Origin of the sequence: Hyphomicrobium zavarzinii ATCC 27496, assembly GCF_000383415.1 — a bacterium.
GTDB classification, from domain to species: domain Bacteria; phylum Pseudomonadota; class Alphaproteobacteria; order Rhizobiales; family Hyphomicrobiaceae; genus Hyphomicrobium_C; species Hyphomicrobium_C zavarzinii.
Genome location: NZ_KB911257.1, coordinates 614608 through 634913, shown reverse-complemented (window position 1 = coordinate 634913; position 20306 = coordinate 614608). Strand labels below are relative to the sequence as shown.

General features: G+C 62.5%; 21 protein-coding genes. 15 read left to right on the top strand and 6 right to left on the bottom strand.

Going from position 1 to position 20306, the window contains the following annotated elements; all coding sequences use genetic code 11:
- The first annotated feature begins 179 nt into the window (after positions 1 to 179).
- Entirely contained in the window at positions 180 to 626 is a 447-nt protein-coding gene (locus F812_RS27285; protein ID WP_425337462.1) for an E2 domain-containing protein, read from the top strand.
- A 73-nt stretch (positions 627 to 699) separates the two neighbouring features.
- Here F812_RS27285 and F812_RS27120 read toward each other — a convergent pair whose 3' ends face one another.
- On the bottom strand, positions 700 to 828 hold the full coding sequence (locus F812_RS27120; protein WP_020086014.1) for a hypothetical protein: 129 nt from the start codon (positions 826 to 828) through the stop codon (positions 700 to 702).
- A gap of 191 nt (positions 829 to 1019) precedes the next feature.
- On the opposite strand from F812_RS27120, the gene F812_RS0110900 reads away from it, so the two are divergent.
- Complete coding sequence (locus F812_RS0110900) at positions 1020 to 1595, top strand: cupin domain-containing protein (RefSeq protein WP_020086013.1); 576 nt, start codon at positions 1020 to 1022, stop codon at positions 1593 to 1595.
- Between the two features lie 43 nt (positions 1596 to 1638).
- Here F812_RS0110900 and F812_RS0110895 read toward each other — a convergent pair whose 3' ends face one another.
- The gene (locus tag F812_RS0110895) at positions 1639 to 1926 is read right to left on the bottom strand and encodes an NAD(P)H-dependent oxidoreductase (protein WP_083929161.1); all 288 of its coding nucleotides are present in this window, start codon (positions 1924 to 1926) and stop codon (positions 1639 to 1641) included.
- A gap of 586 nt (positions 1927 to 2512) precedes the next feature.
- Here F812_RS0110895 and F812_RS23505 point away from each other — a divergent pair.
- The 13 genes from F812_RS23505 (at position 2513) to F812_RS0110825 (ending at position 16195) form a co-directional block, all read left to right on the top strand.
- Positions 2513 to 4015 carry a tetratricopeptide repeat protein gene (locus F812_RS23505; protein ID WP_198011173.1) on the top strand — a complete coding sequence of 501 codons (1503 nt, stop codon included), beginning with the start codon at positions 2513 to 2515 and terminating at the stop codon, positions 4013 to 4015.
- Positions 3975 to 5411 (top strand): NtaA/DmoA family FMN-dependent monooxygenase, encoded by a 1437-nt coding sequence (locus F812_RS0110885; protein ID WP_020086010.1) that lies wholly within the window; start codon positions 3975 to 3977, stop codon positions 5409 to 5411. The genes F812_RS23505 and F812_RS0110885 overlap by 41 nt, the downstream gene beginning before the upstream one ends.
- Positions 5412 to 5450: 39 nt before the next feature.
- Positions 5451 to 6521, top strand: a complete 1071-nt coding sequence (locus F812_RS0110880) for a putative urea ABC transporter substrate-binding protein (RefSeq protein ID WP_020086009.1) — start codon at positions 5451 to 5453, stop codon at positions 6519 to 6521.
- A 155-nt stretch (positions 6522 to 6676) separates the two neighbouring features.
- Positions 6677 to 7348, top strand: a complete 672-nt coding sequence (locus F812_RS0110875) for an ABC transporter permease (protein WP_020086008.1) — start codon at positions 6677 to 6679, stop codon at positions 7346 to 7348.
- Positions 7345 to 8136 carry an ABC transporter ATP-binding protein gene (locus tag F812_RS0110870; RefSeq protein ID WP_020086007.1) on the top strand — a complete coding sequence of 264 codons (792 nt, stop codon included), beginning with the start codon at positions 7345 to 7347 and terminating at the stop codon, positions 8134 to 8136. The genes F812_RS0110875 and F812_RS0110870 overlap by 4 nt, the downstream gene beginning before the upstream one ends.
- 249 nt (positions 8137 to 8385) lie before the next feature.
- Positions 8386 to 9180, top strand: coding sequence for a sulfurtransferase (locus tag F812_RS0110860; protein ID WP_020086006.1), 795 nt, complete (start codon positions 8386 to 8388; stop codon positions 9178 to 9180).
- 304 nt (positions 9181 to 9484) lie between these two features.
- The gene (locus tag F812_RS0110855; protein WP_020086005.1) at positions 9485 to 10657 is read left to right on the top strand and encodes a metallophosphoesterase; all 1173 of its coding nucleotides are present in this window, start codon (positions 9485 to 9487) and stop codon (positions 10655 to 10657) included.
- 88 nt (positions 10658 to 10745) lie between these two features.
- Complete coding sequence (locus tag F812_RS0110850; protein ID WP_245257666.1) at positions 10746 to 11690, top strand: ABC transporter ATP-binding protein; 945 nt, start codon at positions 10746 to 10748, stop codon at positions 11688 to 11690.
- Positions 11687 to 12478 carry an ABC transporter permease gene (locus F812_RS0110845; protein WP_020086003.1) on the top strand — a complete coding sequence of 264 codons (792 nt, stop codon included), beginning with the start codon at positions 11687 to 11689 and terminating at the stop codon, positions 12476 to 12478. Before F812_RS0110850 ends, F812_RS0110845 begins: the two co-directional genes overlap by 4 nt.
- 21 nt (positions 12479 to 12499) lie before the next feature.
- Entirely contained in the window at positions 12500 to 13438 is a 939-nt protein-coding gene (locus tag F812_RS0110840) for an ABC transporter substrate-binding protein (protein WP_020086002.1), read from the top strand.
- Positions 13439 to 13602: 164 nt separating this feature from the next.
- Positions 13603 to 14583, top strand: a complete 981-nt coding sequence (locus tag F812_RS0110835) for an aliphatic sulfonate ABC transporter substrate-binding protein (RefSeq protein ID WP_020086001.1) — start codon at positions 13603 to 13605, stop codon at positions 14581 to 14583.
- Between the two features lie 13 nt (positions 14584 to 14596).
- Positions 14597 to 15436: an ABC transporter permease gene (locus F812_RS0110830; RefSeq protein ID WP_020086000.1), complete on the top strand. Its 840-nt coding sequence runs from the start codon at positions 14597 to 14599 to the stop codon at positions 15434 to 15436.
- Between the two features lie 6 nt (positions 15437 to 15442).
- The gene (locus tag F812_RS0110825; protein ID WP_020085999.1) at positions 15443 to 16195 is read left to right on the top strand and encodes an ABC transporter ATP-binding protein; all 753 of its coding nucleotides are present in this window, start codon (positions 15443 to 15445) and stop codon (positions 16193 to 16195) included.
- Positions 16196 to 16579: 384 nt separating this feature from the next.
- Here the strand turns inward: F812_RS0110825 and F812_RS0110820 are convergent, their stop codons facing one another.
- Genes F812_RS0110820 through F812_RS0110805 form a run of 4 tightly spaced genes read right to left on the bottom strand, consistent with a single transcriptional unit; the run spans position 16580 to position 20305 of the window.
- On the bottom strand, positions 16580 to 17059 hold the full coding sequence (locus F812_RS0110820; protein WP_020085998.1) for a RidA family protein: 480 nt from the start codon (positions 17057 to 17059) through the stop codon (positions 16580 to 16582).
- Between the two features lie 38 nt (positions 17060 to 17097).
- Complete coding sequence (locus F812_RS23500; RefSeq protein ID WP_020085997.1) at positions 17098 to 18636, bottom strand: gamma-glutamyltransferase family protein; 1539 nt, start codon at positions 18634 to 18636, stop codon at positions 17098 to 17100.
- The gene (locus tag F812_RS0110810) at positions 18633 to 19061 is read right to left on the bottom strand and encodes an aconitase X swivel domain-containing protein (protein ID WP_020085996.1); all 429 of its coding nucleotides are present in this window, start codon (positions 19059 to 19061) and stop codon (positions 18633 to 18635) included. Before F812_RS0110810 ends, F812_RS23500 begins: the two co-directional genes overlap by 4 nt.
- Positions 19058 to 20305 carry an aconitase X gene (locus F812_RS0110805; RefSeq protein ID WP_083929159.1) on the bottom strand — a complete coding sequence of 416 codons (1248 nt, stop codon included), beginning with the start codon at positions 20303 to 20305 and terminating at the stop codon, positions 19058 to 19060. Before F812_RS0110805 ends, F812_RS0110810 begins: the two co-directional genes overlap by 4 nt.
- Between the last annotated feature and the right edge of the window lies 1 nt (position 20306).

Below are 20306 nucleotides of genomic sequence, written 5' to 3'. Positions count from 1 at the left end.
TGATTGCGTGTGGCGCACCCGTAAGGCGGTCGATAGCAGACCATGCGAGCCGCTTCTGTTCCGCAGCGCGTGTATATTGAGCAACCTGCCGCCTGGCGCAGCGCGCGGACTGACGGTCGAGCTGAGCATTGAGGGCTTCACCGACCGCGCGGCGGTGAGGGAGGCCTCCCGGAACGGTTCTGCCACGCGCCTGTCCGGAGCGTCACATCAACGATGATGGCTCCTTCTGCCTTTGCCACCCCACGCCAACCATTCGGTCCATGGACGAGGCTAAGGTCTGGTGGCAATTGCTACACCGCCATCTTTCGTTGCAACGGGCGTCGCGCGAACCGGGCAGTGGCCGGCGCAGCAGTGGCTGTCACACGGTGAAGCGGGTCCACATCATCAACGTGCACTGGAGGCGGCCAAGAGGCCAGGATTCGAAGACCTCTACCACAGGAACCTCTACGAGGAGCAGGCAACTGTGTTTACGGCAGTTTCTGGGACCGACCGACGATCACGCCCGGCGCGACGGATTGATGTCACGATGGTCCCAAGCCGTCCATAAACTATCGGAGTTTAGGTCAGAAGCTGCCATCAACGGTTTGGCGTCAGATGCGTCGCATAAATGCGGTCCGTCCCAATAGCGGCGATCGGCGTCCCCATGGTCGGCGAGGCCAAGGCCGTCGCCAACCACGTCTGCTTATTGAGGGTATCGCGTCAGATGTCGATCTTCTCGGCGATCGCGATGGCCCGGTGCGCTGGTAGATCAACACCGCCTTGGTACGTCGCAAGGAGTGCGTTCCGAATTTCGCCGGTGAACGAGCCGGGCGTACTGCCCGTCGTCATTCCGTGGGAGATATCGCCTCGGCTTGCGAATAGGAACTGACCCGGCTTTCTCCCGGCCCAGCGGCTCAAAGGCAGTCACTAAATTTCTGCATTCGATATGAGAATGAAGTGGAAGCGATAATCAGTGTTAGGGATTGTCGTTGCATCGAAGAATGTATATTTAGCGCTGCGATTGGCAGGAGAGAAAGGCAATGGCAGTTGAGGGGCTGGCAGGTGCAGTGCAAATGGGCGCCAAGCTTCGCCAGTTTCGCCTCGCGAAACGCCTAACCCTCAAAGAGGTGGCAAGCAGGGCCGATTGCTCGGAAAGTATGCTCTCAAAAGTCGAAAATGACCGCATTACGCCATCGATCGGTTTGCTGCATCGGCTCGTCGCCAGTCTAGGAACGAATATGACGGCCCTATTTGAGCCGAGTGCCGCCCGAGTGGTTACGCGACAAGGGGAGCGTCCATTCATCGTTCGGAACGCTGGCGCGGAAGGAAGCGACGTTTCGCTGGAATTGCTGACCCCGTCTCCGGGTCCGGTGTTGTTCCAGGCTAATATTCATACGGTACCTCCGCGCTGCCGGAGCGATGGCAGGATTGTCCATAAGGGTGAGGATTTCGGATACGTGCTGGAGGGCACGCTGGAGCTTTCAGTGGGGGATCAGATTTATGCGCTGAAAGCCGGCGATACCTTCTATTTTCCGTCAGAGCTTCCGCATGGCTATCGGAACGCCGGTAAGACTACGTTGAGGGTGCTTTGGTTCAACACCCCGGCGACATTCTGAGGGGGGCAGTCACCTCGGGATATTGAGCTTTCTGCTTGCTTGATCAGCTTGCGATGGCGGTGGGCGATGCCGTGACGACGAGGTCGGCATCCTCAATGGCGCGGAACGTGGCCTGTGCCTCTTGATCGGCGTCTTTCGGGTTGGCGACTACCGCGATCTGCTTCCAAAGCGTTGACACATCGACGACCGATGTCTCGGTTTCCACGCGATCGCCGACAGCGGCCCCGATGGCTAACGCCAAGGTGCGCGTTCGAGAAGGAGCGCGGACGCCAGCGGACACCCCTGCGACTTTGAATGAACCTTTCAGACGACGGCATGAGTTGGCGACCATGGAAGCCTCTGCTTGCGCCGCAAAACGACGCGGCTCGTCTTGTAGACGGCGGGCGCGGCTCCTGTGGTGGATACTTAACCTGGGGGACAGCGGGCAAATACGAAAAATTCATTAGCTTTTTTCAGACGTAAAAAGTCAAGCCGTTTGAGTGCAATTCAAGTGGCTTGATTTTCTTATCACAAATACGACGTTGTTTTGAATTGAGCGCTCGTTAGAAGCCTGGGTCGAAGAATTGCTCACCTGCGGCTTTCAGCGATGCTAACACCAATCATCAACTCCTGGTTTTTGCCGACGCATAGAGACAGCCGCTCGCTCAGCGTCGATGTCAGCGGACGCGAGCCCGATGTTACATATCTCGAGCAGGTCGTTCTGGCGGCTGATGCTCTCGGGCATGAGGGCGTACTCGTTCCCACCGGCACGAGCCGCGAAGACCCGTGGATCGTATCGGCATTCGCCGGCTCCGTTACCGAGCGGCTGAAGTTCCTCCTTGCCCGGAGCTCGGGATCAAGGGCCTCCGATCCGTCGCGGCCACGGGCACGCGGAAGTACGGGGAGGCGGTCGTTGACCAGGACGCGGGAGCGCGCCGTTGGCGCAATCGCCACTCCTCAGGCAACTTTTGGCCATTTCAGACAAGGTGAGAAAGCCGATGCAGGTTGACTTGCAAGGTCTGCCGCTGACTGGCGCGGACGCCAATTCAGCCGCGCTCTATAGGCAGGGCGTCGACGAGCTGGTGCTGTTCAAGACCACTGTCTTCGACACGCTAGATCAAGCTATTTCGGCAACGCCGAATTTTCCGATGGCGTCCTTCGCTAAGGCCTACCTGCATTTGTTCATGACCGAGCCTGCCTCGACGGCATTGGCTGTCGAGACGATCGCGAACTTGAAGACGCATGCTCCCGCATCGTCTTGGTCGGACCGCGAGCGGGCGCACGCCGAAGCGATCGATGCCTGGATTGGCGGCGATATGCGAAAGGCGGCCCGTGTTCTCGACAGGTTGGGGATCGACGAACCGCGCGACATTCTCGGTCTTCGCATAGGGCACGAGCTCGACTTCTTCTCGGGCAACACGCGAAACCTGAAAGATCGTGTCGCGCGACAGATCGGACAGTGGCACCGCAGCGATGCCCAGTATGGTGTTGTCCATGGCTGCTATGCGTTCGGCCTCGAGGAAAACGGCGAATATGAGCGGGCGGAACACCATGGCCGTCTCGCGCTCGATTATCGGCCTGATGACGTGTGGGCGATCCATGCAGTGACGCATTCTCTTGAAATGCGCGGCGCGATCGGGGCCGGGCTTTCGTTCCTGAACGCGCGCAAGGACAGTTGGGCGGCCGGCAATCTCTTCAGCGCCCATAACTGGTGGCACAAGGGCCTATTCCATCTGGATCTTGGCGACTATGGGCGCGCACTCGAGGTTTACGACCGGGCGCTCTTTCATGACGACAGCCCGAAAATAGCGCTCGTCTTGCTCGATGCGTCGGCTTTGTTATGGCGGGCCCATCTTGAAGGTGTGGACGTTCGCTCGCGCTTTGAGACACTTTCTGCCGCGTGGGAGACCGTTCTTCCCGATGTGTCGCACTACGTCTTTAACGACGTGCACGCTGTGATGGCCCACGTGGGCGCAGAAAACCTAGGGGAAGCGCGCCGCGTCTTAGCCAACCTCGAAGCTTTCGTCGCGTCGGATGGTGCGGAGACGAACAACCGGGCCAACGGTCAACGTGTCGGCATCCCTCTCGCGAAGGCGTTTCTCGCGTTCGGGGAGCAACGCTATCGCGACGCCGCGGAGGAAATACTCAACGCGCGGGGCCATGCAGTGGAGTTCGGCGGTTCGGCCGCGCAGCGCGACGTTCTCGATCGTACGCTTATCGAAGCAGCCATCCGCTCCGATTGGACGAATCTCGCGACCGCTCTTGCGTCGGAACGCATCACGGCGCGCCCGGAGAATCCCTACGGCTGGATCAAATCGGCGGTGGCGCTTGAGAAAGCCCGCAAGACGATCGCGGCCGCAAGCGCGCGCGAAACAGGCGAGCGTCTGAAAACTCGGGTGCATGGCCCGGCGTGCAACACTCCCGATCCTTCATTCGCCTGAGCGTGCAGCAGCCAAACTGTTGCACGCGAACTGTTCGCTTCATGAGGACTACAACGTGTCAAACTCGACGACGAAAAACGGAACGAAGACGAAGTTTCACCTTGGGTGGTTCACCAACTTCACGGCCGACGAATGGAACGGTCCGTTCTCCAACGGCGGCAACAGCTGGGACGGCAGCTTTCACATCGACATGGCGCGCGCGCTCGACCGCGCTGGTTTCGATTTCATCATGCTCGAGGACAAGCTGGCCATTCCCGAAGCCTACGGCGGCAGTTTCGAGAGCTACCTGAAGCTCGGCCTCGGCATGGCGCCGAAACACGATCCAGTGCCCTTGGCCACTCTGATGGCGGCACACACGAAGGGTCTCGGTGTCGTGGCGACGATGTCCACGCTTGGATATCCGCCGTACCTGCTCGCTCGCCTTGCGTCTACCGTAGACCATCTCACCAACGGTAGGTTCGCCTGGAACATCGTGACCAGCGCGGAAAACGCTGCCGCGCAGAACTTCGGTCTCGACGAGCTTCCGCCGCGCGAGAAGCGTTATGAGGTGGCCCACGAGTACATGGATCTCTTTTACCAACTGATCGATTCATGGGATGAGGGCGCGCTCGTCCGGGATCGTGAGACCGGAACCTACGTGGATCACACAAAGGTCCGGACGATTGATTTCCAGGGCAAGTATTTCAAATGCCGCGGGCCGCTGAACACGCTCCGGTCTCCACAAGGGCGTCCGACGTTGTTGCAGGCGGGTGGATCTCCGACGGGCCGTGACTTTGCGGCCAAGCACGCCGACGCAATCATCGCTGTCGAAAACGGCATCGAAGGCATGAAGGCCTATCGTGACGACATCCGCGCGCGCGCGGCGAAGCATGGACGCAATCCGGATGATGTCAAAGTCCTGTTCCTGATCACGCCGGTTCTCGGCGAGACGGACGCTGAGGCGCAGGCGCAGTACGAACGGACCGCGCATAACGCGACCTTCATCGAACAGAACCTGGCTCTGATCTCTGCCATCACTGACATCAACTTCAAGGCTTTCGATCTCGACAAGCCCTTGCCGGAGAAGCTCACCACGAACGGTGAGCAGGGATCGCTCGACAAGTTCCAGCAGTGGGGGAAAAACAAGACGCTCCGGCAACTCGTCATCGAAGCCTCCGGCGGAATCTGCGCGTCGATCGAACTCGTCGGCACGCCTGACACTGTGGCGGACAAGATGGAAGCCGCGATGGAGGAGGTCGGCGGAGACGGCTTCCTCATCACCACGCCCGCGCTTTCGACCAATCGCCGGCACGTAATTTCGGTGACCGACGGTCTGGTGCCTGCACTGCAGCGGCGCGGGCTGGTGCGAACCGAATACACGCACAAGACGCTGAGAGAAAACCTCCTGGCGTTCTGATCGCTGACTGAAGCTATCCTTTTACAATCGGAGTTGAAGATGAAGAATGCGCGACTTTTTGCGATGCTGATCGCATCGCTTGCGGCAGTGGCAATGTCCATAGGCGGGGCTACGGCGGCAGACAAACCCACTTTCCGCTTCGGCTGGATCGTATTCACGCCGTGGATGCCGTGGAGCTATGCCCAGCAGAGCGGCATTCTAAAAAAGTGGGCTGACAAGTACGACGTCAATATCGAGCTGGTTCAGCTCAACGACTATGTCGAATCCGTGAACCAGTATTCGGCAGGCGGCCTTGATGGCGTTTTAGCAAGCATTGCAGATGTCTACTCCATCCCCGTAGCCAACGGCGTCGATACGACAATCTTCCCCATCGACTACTCCAACGGGGCAGACGCCATCGTGCTCAAAGGCAAGGACAAGCTTGCCGATATCAAGGGGCAGACGGCCCATTTGGTCGAGTATTCAGTCTCCCACTACCTTCTTGATCGCGCGCTCGAGACTGCGAATATTCCCTTCGATGACATAAAGCGGATCAATATTGGCGACGCAGATTTCGTCGCCGCCTACAAGGCTCCCGAGCTTTCGGCGCTGGTCGCCTGGCAACCACAGATCGACCAGATCAAGCAGAGCGGCGATGCACACATCGTGTTCGATTCGTCGAATATTCCGGGTGAGGTGTTCGAGTCGATCATCATCCGAACCAGCAAGCTCAAGGAAAACCCGAACTACGCAAAGGCCCTGCTTGGTGCCTGGTACGAGGTGGCCGCGATCATCAACAACAAGGCAGATCCCAAGCGCCCGGAAGTGATCAAGGCGCTGGCCGAGGCTTCCGCGACCGACCCGGCGACCTACGAGCAGCAGCTGACGTCTGTCGGCCTATTCTCGAACGGTGCAGATGCTCTGGCCTTCGCGGATCGCGCGCAGACGAAAGAGACCTTGGTTCGTGTTCGCGATTTCGCGCACCGCTATCAGCTTCTCGGCAAGGACGTAAAGGAAGCCGACTCAATCGGCATCCAACTCCCCACCGGCGAGGTCGTGGGAAGCAAGGACAACGTTCTGCTTCGCTTCGATCGTGACCTCATCGCGCAAGCGGCGGCCGGCAAGCTGTGAGCAAGACGCGTCTCGTCAACGCAAGGCCGTCCCGTAGAGCCACACTGGCTCTCGGGGCGGTCCCGTTTGTCGTAGCTGCGATAGCCTATGCGAGCGCGTCCGCATCGCGGCTTGCCGAGAACGCGCGCGAAAATCTGTTGCCATCCGCTTTTGCCATGTACGAGGGTGTGAAGCGGATCGGTGGCGCGATTGATCCCCACTCGGGGTTGAGTGTGTTTGCCGCAGATACCTTTTCGAGTCTGGAGCGGCTCGTCATTGGGCTAGGACTTGCAGCGTTGATCGGCTTAGCCGTCGGCATCGCCCTCGGTCTGTTTCCCTTTATCCGCGCAATGTTCTCGCCGTTTGTTGCAGTCGTCTCGATCATTCCGCCCTTCGCGCTACTTCCGATTATTCTCATCACGATGGGACTAGGGGAAGCTTCGAAGATTTTCCTGATCGTGTTAGGCATCGCTCCATTCATTGCGCGCGACATCGCGACACGAACGCAGGAAATCCCGGTTGAGGTGCTGATCAAGGCGCAGACGCTTGGGGCGTCCACGCATCTTATTGTGAGTACCATCGTGCTGCCGCAGATGCTGCCGCGCCTTCTCGAAAGCGTTCGGGTGGGTCTTGGCTCGGCGTGGTTGTTTTTGCTGGCAGGAGAAGCGATCGCCGCGCAGAGCGGCCTCGGTTATCGCATCTTTCTGGTGCGCCGCTACATGGCGATGGATGTCATCATCCCGTACGTCCTTTGGATCACGCTCATTGCGTTCACGCTTGATTACGTCCTCAAGCGCGGCGCCGAATACATGGGGCCTTGGATCTATGCGAGCAGGGCCACCCCATGAGTGCGATCGATGTGCAGGGCGTCGGCGTCCAGGCTGGAAATCAGTGGGTCCTGCGGGGCGTCGATCTCACAGTTGAAAAGGGGAGCTTCTGCGCGATCACGGGACCGTCGGGGAGCGGCAAATCAACATTCGTGCGGCTTCTTCTCGGCCAGCTCCGGCCCACAGAGGGCCGGGTGCTGCTCGAGGGTGCGCCGATGCCGGACCACCCGACGCCGGACCGCGGCATCGTATTCCAGAACTACTCGGTCTTCGCACACAAGACGGCTCTGGATAATGTCCTTCTAGGTTTGAAATTCAAGCATGCGCCACGGACGGGATGGGTATTCGGGCACGCACTGAAAGTCCTCCGCGAAAGAGCCATGCAAGCGCTCGCAGACGTCGGTCTAGAGACAGCGGCACGGAAATATCCGCACGAACTCTCTGGCGGAATGTGCCAGCGCCTCGCGATTGCTCAGGCTATGATCGCCCGGCCGAAATTGCTGTTGCTTGATGAGCCGTTCGGTGCGCTGGATCCGACCAATCGAACTCAGCTCCAGCGGTTGGTGCGCACGCTGTGGCGTGATACTGGCGCGACAATTGTCATGGTGACCCATGACGAAGCTGAAGCTAAAGCGCTGGCAACGAAGCTGCTGCGGTTCGAGCCGTGTCGCGAAACGGGACATACCCGCATCCGGGTACAAGCGCCTCCAAGCGTTTCGACCGGCTCCCCGAGCATGCGAACCCTGGAGCGAGGAGCGATCACGCCCAAGCCTGGCAAGCAAAAGCGCAAGGCGTGCAATCGCCGTTGATCTATGGCGGACGGAACATTGCGCTATCGGGCCGGTGGGGTGCGCAGTCGACATGGCTCCCTAGTCGACCTCACACAGCTCCACGACTGATCTGTCCCGGAAGCGGATGTAGAGGTCGTCTGAGTCGAACTCATCTGACATTCCCATCGATGTCTGCAGTTGGAATAATTACTGCCATGCCCGTGACCATCGCACCCTATCCACGAAGGCGGGATATCGCGAATCATCAAGTTGCCCTGGAGCATTTGAATGTCCCATGACCCCGTCATCGAACCCGCTGCCGTGCCGTTGCTCGGCGTCTACCGCCTGCTCGACGTGCGATCGCCAGACGCCTTCGACTCTGGCCATGCAGCGCACGCTATGCGGGTGCCCATCGAGGAGTGGGAGGCGGCCGCAAAGGCCGGCGAGACTTCCTTTGAGAACGTCACTTATTGGGAGCACCAGATCGCCGCTCTCGGCGTGGACGGACAACGACCTGTCGTCATCTACGACGACGGCCGGATGACTGAGGCGGCCCGCGTCTGGTTCATCCTGCAGTACTTCGGCGCCAAGGCGTTCATCTTAAACGGCGGATGGCCCGCGCTCGAAGGAGGCGCGCTATTGCCCGTATCGGCCGCGAAGCCGAGGGATTCCACGACGTTTCGGGCGCGCCCCGGAAGCGGGCCCGTCGGGCTTGCCGACCGGACGACGCTCAAGGCCGAGCTTGGCGCTGACGTTCGCGTCTTCGATGCCCGCACGGTCGGCGAATACACGGGAACGGATCTGCGGCGTAATGCACGCGGCGGCCATCTGCCGGGCGCGCGGCTGATCCCCCATTCTGACCTGCTCGACGACGGCCGTCTAAAGCCCGCCGGCCACTTGCGCGGCCTGCTGGCTGATGCCGGTTTCCAATCCGGAGACCATATCGTGACCCATTGCGACGGCGGAGGCCGCGCCGCGCTGGCCGCTGTCGCTGCCGTTCGGGCCGGCTGTGATGATGTGCGTGTCTACTACCTCAGCTTCTCCGATTGGGCGAAAGACGGGAGTTGCCCGATAGTCGGGTAACGGGACGCTACGGCTCGTCCGCCGGACCTGCTGCCCATGGACGAGCCATTCGGGGCACTCGGCGCGCTGACGCGCATGATGATGGAGAGGCACTTTCTGAACATCTAGGCCCGCGTGACACGACCGTCGTGTTCGCCACGCTACGCATGAAAATTCATATGAGAAAATCGTCTAAGCGGCCTGCAAACTAATTGCTTCAACTGGCCGCGCCTTATCCTTCAAGGATTTCCAAAGCGATGTGCGGCAACAGGCGGACGCCAATCCGCCTGCTCAAGCGCGCATGGAGGTTGGGGGTGTAGATTCCATGACAGATCTAACTGCCGGTGCGGCCGGCGAGGCGGCCACGTTTCATCTCTGGGTGTTCTCGGATGCCCACGCAGCGACCGATCGCGCCGTCTCGGCCGCCATCCGCAACGGCATGGGCTTCATTCCGCCCGCCGGCTACCCCGAAAGCCTCGCCAATGCGCTGCGCCAGTCGGAAGAAGGCGGCGAGCTCGGCGGGCCGTCGTTCCGCTGGGACATTGCGCTCGACCTCGGCGACAACGCAGGTCTTTGGGATCTCCCGGACGATACCCAGGGCGCAGAAGTGGTGCGCCAGCTCGGCGTCCTGAAGCAACACCGGCGCGAGCAGATCTATCCGGTCGCCGGCAATCACGACGGCTCGCCCGGAGACGCCGCGTCGAGCCTGGGCAAGCCCGCCAACTGGTGGTTCCGCAAGTGGATCGATCCGCTGGGGGAGCATCCTGAGACGTCGGGCGTCGACCCTGCCAAGCGGCCCTACCCGGTCGATGGCGTGTGGGATCGCTATACGTTCAAGGTCGGCAACATCCGCTTTCTCATGATGAGCGACCGCAACGACCTGCCGTATCCGGTGGGGCGGCGTGAATCCGGCGGCGGCTCACCGGCCGGCGCGGTAACGGGCGAGACGTGGGAGTGGTGGCGGCAGAAGGTCGAAGCCGCCCGCGAAGCGGGCGAGATCGTCGTGAGCTGTCACCATCACATGCTGCGTGAGACGACGGTTGGCTCTGGCGATTTCGAGGGCGTTTCGCGCTATCCCGATGGACGTTATCGCCACGGGCGCTACCACGGCGTCGACGGCGTACCGGAAGGCGCCTCGTATCTGTATTTCGTTGACGACGAGCCCAAGGCGCAGCGGTTCGAGCGTTACCTCGAAGCCAACCCGGGTGCTGTTGACATCTGGCTCGGCGGACACACGCATACGCATCCGGACGACATCCTCAGCGGACGCAGCCACGTGGAACGCCGCTGGAACACAAACTTCGTCAACTGCGCGCAGCTCTCCAAGTACCACTCGTTCGTCACGTGTCCGCCGATGAGCCGGCATTTCACCTTCACGGCCGGCTCACGCCTCGTGCGCGTGCGCCTCTACCTGCACGACGACAGCCACGCGCCGCAGGGCTGGTATCGCCCGGCAGAGCGCGTGCTCGAAATTTCGACGCCTTTCCTGCCGGGGTGAGCGCAGATCGCTCCCAAGCAAAGAGCGCCGAGCCTCATATCGATCCAATAAATTATTCGTTCGCCAGACTTTTGGGGGCTCGTATTCGTTGACGATTGGGGACTTTCACATCGGGGCATCGAGCAAAGTGGCGGGGATTGTCCACCAGCAGTCTTTGCGGGACCTTGCAGGCGCGCCTGCGGGGGCTTCCGCACAGGCTACGGAGGCGCCTCCGAGCTTGCGGCTTGTCGCGGGCGCAAGCGCCGATGGATCGGCCACCGACAACATTCTCGCCAAGCCGCGCTTGCGCCTCGAGCACGTGACGATCAACTACGGACGCAGCCGGCCGGCCGTCGACGACGTCTCGCTCTCGATCGGAGCGGGCGAGTTCGTCGCCCTACTGGGACCGAGTGGGTGCGGAAAATCCACTTTGCTCAACGTCTTTGCGGGATTTCGCTCGCCGGATCGCGGCCGCGTTCTTCTCGACGAGCAGCCGCACCTAGGTCCTTCGGCGCGCTGCGGGATCGTTTTCCAGAAGCATGCGCTTTTTCCCTGGATGAGCGTGATCGAGAACGTGGCCTTCGGACCGCGGCGGCTCGGGCTGGACAGGCCCTTGGAACGCGCGCATGCGCTTCTCGACTTGGTCGGCCTCAAGGACGTGGCGCATGCGTGGCCGTCGAGCCTTTCTGGCGGCATGCAGCAGCGCGTCGGCATCGCTCGCGCGCTCGCGACGCGCCCGCCCGTGCTGCTCATGGACGAGCCGTTCGGTGCGCTCGACGCACAGACCCGCTCTCTCATGCAGGAGGAACTGCTCGCGATCTGGGACAAGCTCAAGCCCACCGTTGTGTTCGTGACCCACGACATCGAGGAGGCCCTCTTCCTTGCGGGCCGCGTGATCGTGATGGAATCGCTCCCGGGGCGCGTCGCTCGAGAAATTTCGATCCCGTTTCCGCGCCCGCGCGCGCACGCCATCATGGACCAGCCGGCATTCATCGAGCACCGCCGCGAGATCGCGGATGTGATCCGCATCGAAGCACGGAAGGCATTCCGATGAACCGGCGCGACCACAGGCTTGACCGGATCCGGCAGGCCGCCTTGACGATCGGGCTCGGCGCGGCGGGGCTCGCCATTTTTCTCGCGATCTGGACACTCGCCTCGCTCAAGCTCGACAACGACGTTCTCCTGCCGCCGCCGGCCGATGTTCTCACGACCTACGGCGAGTTGATTGCCGACGGCTCGCTCGCGGGCGACGTCAAGGCCAGCATCGTCCGCGTGTTCGCCGGCTTTTTCGCCGCTGCAAGCCTCGCGGTGCCGCTGGCGCTCGTGCTGGCTTATTCGCGCATCCTACGCGCGCTGGTGATGCCGCTCATCGCGCTCATACGGCCGATTCCGCCGATCGCGTGGATCCCGCTCGCCATTCTGTGGATGGGCCTCGGCGACCCGCCTAGCTATTTCATCACCGCGATCGCCGCGTTCTTCCCAATCTTCATCAATGCGTTCGCAGGCGGCACCTCGCTCGTGGAGGAGCACGTCAATGCGGCCCGCTCGCTCGGCGCCTCGCCGCTCGCGCTGCTCACAACCGTCATGCTGCCGTCCGCGCTGCCGTCGATCGCAACGGGCCTGCGCATCGGGCTCGGGCAGGCCTGGATGGCGGTCGTCACGGCCGAGTTGGTCGCTGCCCAATCGGGGCTCGGCTACATGATCCAGATCAGCCGGCTCAGCCTCGAGACCTCCCGCGTGCTCGTCGGCATGACCGTCATCGGTCTTCTCGGCGCTCTCATGATCGGCTCGCTCGGCGTGCTCGAGCGGCGCGTCATCGTCCCCTGGCACTATCCACGTTAGAAAAGGAAAAGGACCTTTCAGATGTCTCGCTCACTCCTTCGTGTAATCGCTCTGGCAGCCGTCGGCCTCTTGAGCCTTCAGGGACAATCGCAAGCGGAGAATGCCAAGATCCGCATCGGCTATCCGAGCGGCATGAACGGTCAGGTTCCAGTTGTCCTGCAGAAGGCGGGGCTGGCCGCAAAGCACGATCTCGATGCGGAGTTCACGGGCTTCCAGTTCGGTCCGCCGCTGATGGAGGGCCTCGCGTCTGGTCAGCTCGACGCTGTCGTGACGAGCTTCATCCCGCCTTTCAACCTCGCGCTAAAATCGCCAGGGTCGATCAAGTTCGTCGCAAGCCTCGGTCAATCTAGCCACTCGCTGCTCGTGCCGAAGGACAGCCAGGCCAAGACAATCGAGGATCTCAAGGGCAAGAAGATCGGGCTTTCGCTCAATACCGAGTCCCATCTCGACCTCCTGATCCTGCTCAAGGATAAGGGCATCGACAAGGATGCGTTCGAGTACGTCAATTTGCAGCCCAACGAGCTTCCGGGCGCTATCGAGACCGGCCTCGTCGATGCGGTGCTGATCCGCCAGCCGCAGACGCAGCGGCTCGAGACGAAGCTCGGCGCGAAGCGCGTGCACACCTGGCCCTTCTATTTTACCGCGCTCGTGCGCTCAGAATATCTGGCGAGCAACCCAAAGGCCGTCGACGCCTTCGTCGAGGCGTTGAAGGACGCCGTGTTCTACATCGCAACCAAGCCGGACGAATCCGCCGCGTGGTTCGCCGAGACTCAGCGGCTCGACGCCTCGGTGGTGAAGAGCCTCGCCGGCGAGAACCCGCTTTACGGGGTCAAATCGCGCGACGACGTCAAGATCACGATCGACGACGGTTTCAAGAAGCTTCTGGCCGAGCGTCTCGACGCGGGCACCAGCTTCGGCTTCGTCAAAGGCAAGCTCGATCCGGCCACGCTGGTTCCCTGACGGGGGACGCTGGCACGCAGTCCAGGCGGCCTCCCCGCTGGCCGCTTGGACTGCAGCTTTCGCGTCTCTGCCGTTGGAATAATCAGCAGTTCTTCTTCGTTTGCAGGGCCGACCGCGGCGGATAGCGTCGGGCTTGATTTAGATCAAAAGTGGAGATCCACATCATGACGCCTTCGTTCAAGAGCCTGGCGCGCGCCGCGCTCTCGCTTGCCGTCACGGCGGCGCTGCCGGCGCTGGCCTCCGCCCAGGAGAAGCTTTCCGAAATCAAGATCGACTGGGCGACCTACAATCCCGTGTCGATCGCGCTCAAGAACCAGGGCCTGCTCGAGAAGGAATTCGAGAAGGATGGTATCAAGATTACGTGGGTGCAGTCGCTCGGCTCCAACAAAGCGCTCGAGTTTCTGAACGCGAGTTCGCTCGAATTCGGGTCGACGGCGGGAGCAGCCGCCCTCGTCGGCAAGATCAACGGCAATCCGATCAAGTCGATCTACGTCTATTCCCGGCCCGAGTGGGCGACGCTCGTCACGCGCCCCGACACCGGCATCAAGACAGTTGCCGACCTCAAGGGCAAGCGCGTTGCGGCTACCCGCGGCACCGACCCGCACATCTTCCTCATTCGCGCCCTTCAGGAAGCGGGCCTGTCGGAGAAAGACATCACGCTTGTTCTCCTGCAGCACGGCGACGGAAAGGCCGCACTCCTGCGCGGCGACGTCGACGCCTGGGCCGGCCTCGACCCCTTGACCGCCTCGGCCGAGATCGAGAATGGCGCCATCCTGTTCCACCGCAACAAGGAGGCGAACAGCTGGGGCGTTCTCAACGTTCGCGAAGCGTTCGCCAAGCAGCACGCCGACGTGGTGAAACGCGTACTCGCCGCCTATGAGCAGGCACGCGAATGGTCGATTGCGCACCCGGAAGATCTCAAGAAGCAGCTCGTCGAAGTGACCAAGCTTCCCGACGCCGTCATCGAGCGCCAGCTCAAGGAGCGCACGGACCTCTCCCACTCGAAGATCGGCCAGCAGCAGAAGGATACGATCCTCGCAGCAGGCCTCGCACTTCAGAAGGCCGGCGTCATCAAGGAGGACGTCAACATCCAGGCAGTGGTCGATCAGTTGATCGACGGCACCTTCACCACGGCCGCGAAATAAGGCGGGATCGCGCATGCCCGCAGACGGCAGTCTCGCCATCGAGGCAAGAAGCGAAATTTCGGCGCTCCGGCGAACCTCGCGGTTCGCCGGAGCCTATCCGTTTGTCGCGGGGCTCCTGCTGCCTGTCGCGCTTGGCGCGGTCTGGGAGGCGCTGGTCTATTTCGGCCTCGCGAACGGCCGGCTGGTTCCGCCGCCGTCGGCGATCTTCCGCACGCTCGCCGAGCTTTCCTCCACGGGTGAGCTTTACGTGCATATCCGTGCGACGCTGCTGCGCGTGCTGGCGGGATTCGCGGCAGGGGCCGTCGCCGGCACGCTCGTGGGAGCGCTGATCGGTTATTTCCGCCGCTTCCGGCAGCTGCTCGACCCGTCGCTGCAGGGGCTCAGGGCCGTGCCGTCGATCGCCTGGGTTCCTCTTTTCATCCTCTGGTTCGGAATCTTCGAGCTCTCGAAGATCACGCTGATCGCAGTCGGCGTCTTCTTTCCCGTCTACCTCGGCGTGCTTGGCGCCATCGAGGCCGTGGATCGCAAGACCGTCGAGGTGGGGCGCGCTTTCCGCCTCTCGCCGCTCGGCCTCGTGAGACGCATCCTGCTGCCGTCCATCCTGCCCGCCTACGTGGTGGCGCTGCGCCAGGGGCTCGGGCTTGGCTGGATGTTCGTGGTAGCGGCGGAGTTCATGGGGGCTTCGGAGGGGCTGGGCTATCTCCTCGTCGACGGACAGCAGCTCGGCAAACCGCAGCAGATCGTCGCCGCCATTCTCGTCTTCGCCGTATTGGGCCAGATCACGGACTGGATACTTTCCCTGCTCACGGCTCCGTTTCTCAGGTGGCAGGATTCCTTCGCCAGAGCCCGTTGAGGTGCCATGCTCTCCATCAGAAACATCGGCAAAACCTACCCTAACGGCACGGCTGCGCTGCGCGAAATCACGCTCGATGTAGGGGCGGGCGAGATCGTGGCCGTCGTTGGTGGCTCCGGCTCGGGCAAGAGCACGCTGCTCCGCCTCATCTCCGGGCTCGACCATCCGACGAGCGGCACCATCGACGTCGACGGCACGCGCATCGTCGCGCCACATCCTGCCGTCGGCATCGTCTTCCAGGAGCCCCGCCTCCTGCCGTGGCTTACGGTCGAGGGCAATGTAGGCTTCGGTCTCGCCCACCTGTCGCGGCCCGAGCGACGCCACCGCGTCCACCAGGCGCTGAAGCGCGTCGGCCTCGCCGACTATGCGCTAAGATGGCCGCGTGAGCTTTCCGGCGGGCAGAGCCAGCGCGTCGCGATCGCACGCGCGCTGGTGGCGCGTCCGAGCGTCATCCTTCTCGACGAGCCGTTCTCGGCGCTCGATGCTTTCACCCGCGTCGAGCTGCAGGATCATCTTCTCGAGATCTGGGCCGATACGCGTCCGACGCTCGTACTGGTGACGCACGACATCGAGGAAGCCGTGGCGCTTGCATCCCGCGTCGTGGTGTTGCGGCCGTTCCCAGGACGCGTCGCCCAGGTCTCCGATGTCAAGCTCGCGCGTCCGCGCGACCGGCTCTCGCATTCCTTCGACGACGAGAAGCGCGCCATCCTTTCTGCTCTCGACACGACGCTCGCGCGGCGCGCGCCGCCGGCGGCCTGACATGGCTGCGCCAAGCGCAGGAGAGATAACGGAGCCCGCACAGATCGACGTAGCCATCATAGACGGCGCTTCTCCGGCGCGGCTGTGGCCTATCACCTCGCACGGCTCGCGGCGCGGTGCTTCGATCGCAATCCTTCGAGCCGCGCGCAAACCTCGGCGACGAGTTCGCCGACGTACGATCAACGACCCGACCCATCGCATCAACGTGCCCGCCAAGCGCATATCGCTTCTGCGAGGAGCATTGCACCGCTCGTAAGGGATGGTCACGTGCGAACGAGCCAATCGGTTCGCGCATCCGCTTACTTCCCGATGAGCCTCCAGCCGAGCGAGACCAAGCAGAAGCCCGCCGCGCCTTTGAGAAATGTTCCGCAATGGTGATCGCGACTATGTCCGCACATGCAGAAGCATCTCAATCTCTACCGGCGCATCGAACGCGAGCCCGGCCACGCTGACGACGGCGCGCGCGTGAGATCCCCGCTCCTCGCCGAACACCTCGACGAGCAAGTCGGAGGCCCCGTTCACGACCCACGGTCCCTGGTTGTACCCGTAGACGGCATTGACATAGCCGTTGACCTTGACGATGCGCGCAACCCGATCGAGGTTCCCAAGCACCATCTTTATCCAGGCGAGCTGGTTGATCGCGCATTGACGTGCCGATTGATAGCCCTGCTCAAGACTGATCTGCTCTCCGACCTTGCCAGGGGTCGCAATAACGTCGCGGTCCTCGGCGTCGACGATGGTGCCGAGGGTTCCGGACATCCAGAGCAGATCGTTGACCACCACACCCGGAACGAAGTTTGCCGGCACGCGGCGCGGCCGTGGCAGCGCGATACCAAGCTCACGCAACCGATCTTCAATCGACATATTTGCCTCCCGCATCTTGGTCAGTGTCAGCTCGGGGACTAGGCACCGGCCACTGCCCCATCCCTCCGCCGATCAGCGACACCGCGATAAGTTCCGTCCGGCGCGATCTGGATTGCCTTCACAGATCCGAAGAACGGCGTAGCCCGTGTCGGCCGGTAAACCGAGACACCACATGCAGCAACCGCGGAAACGACGTCATCGGAAAGACCGGCCTCCACGATTACACGCTGATCGAGGTCGTAGGACCAGCGCGGACGCGCGATCGCGGTTTCGAGATCGAGCCCGGCACCAATGTGGCCGTCGATAATCTGAACCAGCGTGGGCGTCTGTCCGAGACCACCCGGAGTCGCCAGCACGAGACGCAGCCGCCCGTCTCTGAGCATCATCATCGGGCTCAGCGTGTGCGCCGGCCGCTTTCCGGCAGCGACCACATTGGGATGCGAAGGATCGAGGCTGAAACCGCGCATGCGGTTGTTGAGAAGAATGCCGGTTTCGGCATCGAAGACACCGCTGCCGAACAGCGTGAATATGCTCTGCACGATCAGAGCCGCGTTTCCGTCGCGGTCAATGGCCATCGCAACCGCGGTTCCGCCGGGGCTGGAGCCGATCCGCGCCGCAGACGCATTGGGTATGGGGCTGGCCAGGAGCGAGCGGAGATCCGCGCCGGTGATCCCGGTCGCATCCGGATCGGCAAGATAGCCGGCGCCCGTCACGAACGCCCGCTCGGCCGCAGCGACCTGCGCCACCAGCCTAGCCCCGGGCAATTCGCGGCCGTGATCGTGGGAATCGAGCTCCTTGAGTTGCAGTAGCCCGAGCAGTCCGAAGGAATTCGGCGGAACCGTCGCGACCATATGGCCGCGATAGTCGACCGAGATTGGCGCCACCCAATCGGTCGCGCTGCCCGCAAAATCATCCACATTGAGCAAACCACCGCCCTGTGCGATACGCGTGGCGAGCGAACGCGCGACGGGCCCTTGATAGAAGGCAGCCGCACCGCCTCGCGCGATGGTACGAAAGCACTCTGCCAACTGCGGCTGGAGAAGAAGGTCGCCTTCGACCAACGACCGGCCGCTCGGGATCAGCAGCGCCGCCAGCCCCGCGTCGCGCGCGATGAGCGCCTCGTGCTGCATGATCGCCGACGCCAGAATACGCGACACCGGAACGCCGTGATCGGCGGCCGCAATCGCCGCCGCGAACAGCTCTGACCAGGCTAGCTTTCCAAACCTGCGATGCGCCGCCTCCCAACCGAGAACCAACGCCGGAACCGTCGGCGAAAGCGCGCCGTGTTCGAGATCGGATCGTTGCAATCGATCGGGCACAAGCGCGCGAGAGGCGCGCCCGCTGGCATTCAGTCCATGGACCGTCGCATCCGCGGCTTGGTAGAACAGCCCGAACGCGTCGCCTCCGAGCGTAACCGCCTGGGGCAGCACTACGCACAGCGTCGCGGCCGATGCGATCAGCGCGTCCGTCGCGCTCCCGCCCGCGGCGAGCGCCTCGCGCCCGGCCTCGGCCGCAAGCGGGTGTCCGGCAACCACCACTCCAGCCTTGCTGTGGACGGGATCCTGAGCGCCGCTCATGGTTGCGCAGCGTCGCGATCGAGGACCAGAACTTCCCCCGTGCACGGCGAAACCCGAACGCGATCACCGGACTTCAGTACCGACGTGATATCCGCCTCGAACCGGTCGATCAGAGGAAGGCCCGCGAACGCCGCGCCCTGCGCCAGGATCGGATTAGCGAAATTGAGTAGAAGCGCGGATGGCCCGAGTTGTCTCGCCTGCATCTCGCGCAGCATCCAGGCGGTCGCGACTCCACCCTTCGCGGCATTGAGCACCAGTATCCGCCCGACGTAGGACTGCCCGTAAAGCGCATGAGAGCGCCGCGAGAACACGCCGTTGATCCGATCTAGATCGTAGCGCGCCGAGAAATTGTCAGAAGCGACGAGCGCGATGCCCTCCACCTGGTCGCCGATCCCGGGCCGTCCCTTGACGAGGCGCAGGCTCACGCGACGATCCTCCCGGCGACTGCACTCTCCACACACGCCTCCATCGAACCCAGCACGGTCTCGTAGTTGTAGCCGCCGAGAATGTTGACCAGCTTGGCGCTGTTCGACATCAGCCGCCGCCAGCCGTTGGCTTCTCCGATCTCGCGCGCGTGCATTTGGTAGAAGCACACGCCCTGAAGCAGGATACCGCCGGCGCCGTCGATTTTCCGCGTGATGTCGAGCCGATCGGCGGCGGACTTGATCTCGGGGCTAGTGGTCGCGATCAGGCTGACTGAGGGATGAACTGTCCGGCCGTCTAGCAGCGTCCCCAACTGCTGCAGCTCGATCAGAGATAATTGCGGAGCGGCAAATACGACGACATGGAGCGTGTCATCCACCGGCGTCAGCGAGGTGCGATAGGCGGCGAGGTCCGCGTCCGTTATCGAAATCGCCGGCGCGCGGTCGTCGATCACGTCGGAGAGCCGCCCCGCCTCGGGCGTGACGCCCACCATATGAAACAACGGCGTCGATCCGTAGCTCGCGAGTGCCGCCCCGAAATGCTTGATCTGGTCCGAGGTCGGTGCCGACGCGATGCCCTCGACGACCGGCACCTCGAAGTACGAGCGCATGCGCCGGCCGATCACGGCGCCAAGCGCACCCCAGTCGGAGTAGTCCGCGAGCCGGGCCTCGACCGCGAACCGCGTCGTCCCTCGCCGGTGTTCATCGAGATGAAAGCCGTAGCGCGGAACCCGGCCGGTGAGCGCCGCGGACAGCGCCGACGGCCCGCCCTCGAAATTTGTCCGCGCGCCCAGCACCGAGTTGGCGTAGATCGTCGATCCGGTATCGCCAAACGCCAGATGCTCGCCCTTAACCGGCGGCAGGATGGTTTGATAATTGATGCAGGTATCGGTCATGAGAATGCCGAGCGAACGCAAAGCGTCCGCGGCGCGCTTCTCCAACGCGACGAATTCCTCTTTCTGCCTGATGCGCCGGTAGGCGGCGAAATCGGCGCCGCGCGGGTCGGTCACCGTCGGCACCCGAACCCGGCGCTCCGCCTCTGGATAGGCGGCAATACCCTCGAGAAAGCGAATACCCTCCTCGCCCAGCGCTTCGGTGTCCGCCATAAGGTGCACCTGCGAGACCTTGACTAGGTCTTTGGCGTCGAAGAACCGGCCGACCTGGATCAGCTGCTGCATGGCCCACTGGCGCGCACGACCTTCCACTCCGGCGAGCATGGCTTGTTCATGATCGTCTAATCTCAACATT